Source organism: Parendozoicomonas sp. Alg238-R29 (genome assembly GCF_947331445.1).
In the GTDB taxonomy this organism is placed as follows: Bacteria; Pseudomonadota; Gammaproteobacteria; order Pseudomonadales; family Endozoicomonadaceae; genus Sansalvadorimonas.
Genome location: NZ_CAMZOG010000163.1, coordinates 1 through 3,525, shown reverse-complemented (window position 1 = coordinate 3,525; position 3,525 = coordinate 1). Strand labels below are relative to the sequence as shown.

Sequence of the window (3,525 nt, the reverse complement as noted above, 5' to 3'; positions counted from 1 at the left end):
GATAGGAACGGGCTGTTATGCTGGAACGACAAAGTCCCTTGGTAATTAGCCCGTCAGTTTCCCTCGGTAATCACACTTCTACATTTAAAGGCTATTGTCATTGTTAAGATACGGTTTTATTCGTATTCTTTTTCCTGCTTATAACTTAGGGTGTGTTCTCAATTAAGCATACGACCCAGCGGTTTTCAGAGCCACTGAGTCGCATGCTTAATTGTTAATACACCCTAATAAATATTACTGTTTTCTTTAATGGCAGTAGATAGCCCCTTGCTTTTTCGGAGGTTACTTGGATTCGCTGATTATTCTTTTACCCTTGTTTTTGGGGTATTTCATTAAACTCTCCAGTTCTCAATGGTTGAAAGCTATTGATAAAGCTCTGCTGGTCATTATTTTCTCCATTCTCTTTATTATGGGAATGGAGGTAGCAGGGCTGGACAATCTGGCTCAGGAAATAAAGGGAATTGTCAGTGTTGTAGGGGTGTTGATTGGCTTGACTCTTCTGGCCAACCTGATTGTTTTGCCTGTAGTTGATTGGTTTTTACCCCTGCACCTGGGTCATGGACGTGGAGAGACTAAACTTTTAAAAATGTTGCAGGAATCTGTACAGCTGATCTTTGCCATGCTGGCTGGATTTGGTGTCGGTCTCTTTTTTCATGTTCCCGTACACTTTCTGGAAACTTTGACCATGGGCATCCTTATGGTGCTACTACTGCTTATTGGCGTGCAGATGCGAGCCAGTGGTATGAATCTGCGCCAGATATTGATCAACCCCCGAGGGTTGGTGATTGCTTCACTTGTCTTAATAAGTTCTTTGCTGGCAGGGATTGGAACCGCTTTGTGGTTTGATATGCCTGTGCCTCACGGATTAGCCCTGGCCTCTGGAGTTGGCTGGTATTCTTTATCTGGTGTTTTGGTCGGTTCGGAATTAGGCCCTGTGATGGGTTCTATCGCGTTTTTGTCTGACCTTGCTCGAGAGCTGATTGCCTTGGTGATTATTCCCATTCTGATGCCCCGCAGCCCTGCTAGCGCGATAGGTTATGGTGGGGCAACATCTATGGACTTCACTCTACCGGTGATTCAGCGCAGTGGCGGGCCGGAAACAGCTCCCGTGGCAATTGTTTCCGGCTTTTTGTTATCTTTCCCAGCGCCAATTCTCATACCATTGTTTACATCTATGGCTTGATCATTTTTTAAAGACAGGTTTGAAGTCAGGCTGCTTCATCCAATGGTAATGGTGGTTTTTCTTCTTTTATCTGGGATTCAGCATCGGCCCAACGCATTGTTAGCAGTGTTGCAAGGCCACAAACAACCGCGCCTATAGAAAAAGGGATAACCGTGCCATTAAAGGCACGGCCAATGCTTACCCCAATTGTTAATGAAATTACGCCATTGACCAGACTGATCACCGATGATGCTGTGCCCGCCAGATGACCAAGGGGTTGCATGGCAATGGCATTCATATTGCCGAATAAAAAGCTCAGGCAGAAGAAATATCCCGCCATCAAAAAAATAAATAAAGACAGAGGTAGTTCTTCACGAAACCAGAGGACACAGCCCAGTAACAGGATGCTGAATACAATAAAACCACTGATGGCAATATAGCTGAGTCTGTGCATACCAAGACGAACCACCAGCCTGGAATTCAACAGACTTGCTGCGCCATAAACCAAGGCCAGCATGGCAAAGTAGAGTGCGAATTTGTCTGCGCTGTTAAAAACACCCTGAAATATTTGCTGGGAAGAGAGCAGGTAACTGGTAAAAGAGCCAGCAATAAGCCCTGATGCTAATGTATAACCAAGAGTGACACGGTATGAGAACGTTTCACGGACACCTTGATAAAAGCTGGAAATATTGAACGGTCGACGTTTAGAAGGAGAAAGCGTTTCCCGCTGTCGCAGCCAGTACCATCCTGTTACAACCATGCCAGCCAGAGCCAGGATCACAAAAATTGTTCGCCAGTGGCTCAGGGATATTGTGATCTGCCCTGCCATTGGCGCAATACAAGGCACGAGAATAAACAGGGACATAACCATGGACATAATTCTCGCCATCGCTCGCCCTTCATAAAGGTCACGAACAATTGTTATCGATAGAATCCGCATGGCCGCTATGCCACACCCCTGAAGGAAACGGCCGGTCAGAATGGTGAAAAAATCCTGCGCCAACAGGCAGGTCATGCTGCCCGCAAGAAAGATGATAGAACCAGTAAGTACTGCTGGTTTTCTACCCACCTTATCGGACCAGGGGCCATAAATAATCTGGCATAAAGTCATACCTGCCATGAACGCAGAGATAACCATTTGGCGATCATTGTCGTTTTCTACGTCAAGATCGGCACCAATCATGGGAAGCGCTGGCAGCATCATATCGATAGATAAAGCCACCAAAGACATCATAAAAGCGGTGAGGGCGATAAACTCCCAATCGGATAGGTGTTTTTTTGTATTAGAAGAGCTATTAGACAAAGTGTGGAAATCTCCTTAGAACCAGCAATCTTGTGATTGCCAGCGCTCAGGGTAAAGGAAATGATTCTTGCGAAACAATGTCAGAGAAAGGAGTTTTTTGATTTCGATGGTTTTTTACTAAGAAATAGATTCGCCATCTCGGAAGAAACCTTTGGTTGGGTCTTTCTCTGTGAGAACGCCCCCTGGTAGACAGCTCCTTCATAATCCAGACATGTGAGATACAGCCGCAGATCCAGTTCCAGATAATGATAATCTGGCTCCATATAGGTACAGAGCTGGTAGAAGGCTTTGTTGTGTTCTTTCTCCTTCAAGTGAGCCAGCTCATGAACCACAATCATTCGCAGAAACTTTTCGGGAGCTGTTTTAAATACTGAAGCAATGCGAATCTCATTCTTGGATTTCAGCTTCCTGCCCTGCACCCGTGACATCATGGTGTGCAGCCCAAGAGCATGCTTCATTACATTGATTTTGTCGTCGTAAATCACCTTGCTCAGGGGCTGGGATTTTTTCAGGTACTGGTTTTTCAGATACAAAGTAAAGTCATACAGTGCCCGATTATTGCCCAGCGTGTGGGGTTTGGGATATTTTTTGAGCAGGTAAGATTTCAGGCGCTGTTGGGTGATCAGTGAATTTGCCTGTTCCAGAATATGGGGTGGGTACCCCTGAAGGTATTTCAGCTGTTGTTCTGTCAAAGTTGTCCTTCGGGATCTGTACTTGCCATAAATCACTATTGTCTACAAATACCAAGCCTTATGAAAGGCTGCGCACCGTGCTTGAGCTGCGTTACTTCCCTGACTTCACTGGCGAACCTTAATGCAGCGCCATCTGAGGTGGACAACTGTCGCTTAGGGAAAGCGTTGTGCTATGGTTTTGCTATGGTTGTGCTATGAATGTGTACGAAATCTTATCGTGATAACCCCAGTCGGAGTGGAGAGCGGCTGGGCTCTGGATGCACAAATGGACTTCCCCCTCTTTATTCATCAAATGACCACGCCGTTTTAAATCTTACCTTTTAAGGCTCTTTCGCAGGTTGGCTGATCATTTCTGAGCCTCCTGTCGA

At 45.7% G+C, this 3,525-nt stretch carries 3 protein-coding genes; 1 reads left to right on the top strand and 2 read right to left on the bottom strand.

What is annotated here, in order from left to right; translation table 11 throughout:
• Positions 1 to 286 precede the first annotated feature (286 nt).
• Complete coding sequence (locus tag QMA35_RS21100) at positions 287 to 1,183, top strand: lysine exporter LysO family protein (RefSeq protein ID WP_281649113.1); 897 nt, start codon at positions 287 to 289, stop codon at positions 1,181 to 1,183.
• A 25-nt stretch (positions 1,184 to 1,208) separates the two neighbouring features.
• Here the strand turns inward: QMA35_RS21100 and QMA35_RS21095 are convergent, their stop codons facing one another.
• Entirely contained in the window at positions 1,209 to 2,465 is a 1,257-nt protein-coding gene (locus QMA35_RS21095; RefSeq protein ID WP_281649112.1) for a multidrug effflux MFS transporter, read from the bottom strand.
• Positions 2,466 to 2,545: 80 nt separating this feature from the next.
• Positions 2,546 to 3,157: a M48 family metallopeptidase gene (locus QMA35_RS21090; protein ID WP_281649111.1), complete on the bottom strand. Its 612-nt coding sequence runs from the start codon at positions 3,155 to 3,157 to the stop codon at positions 2,546 to 2,548.
• Positions 3,158 to 3,525: the final 368 nt, after the last annotated feature.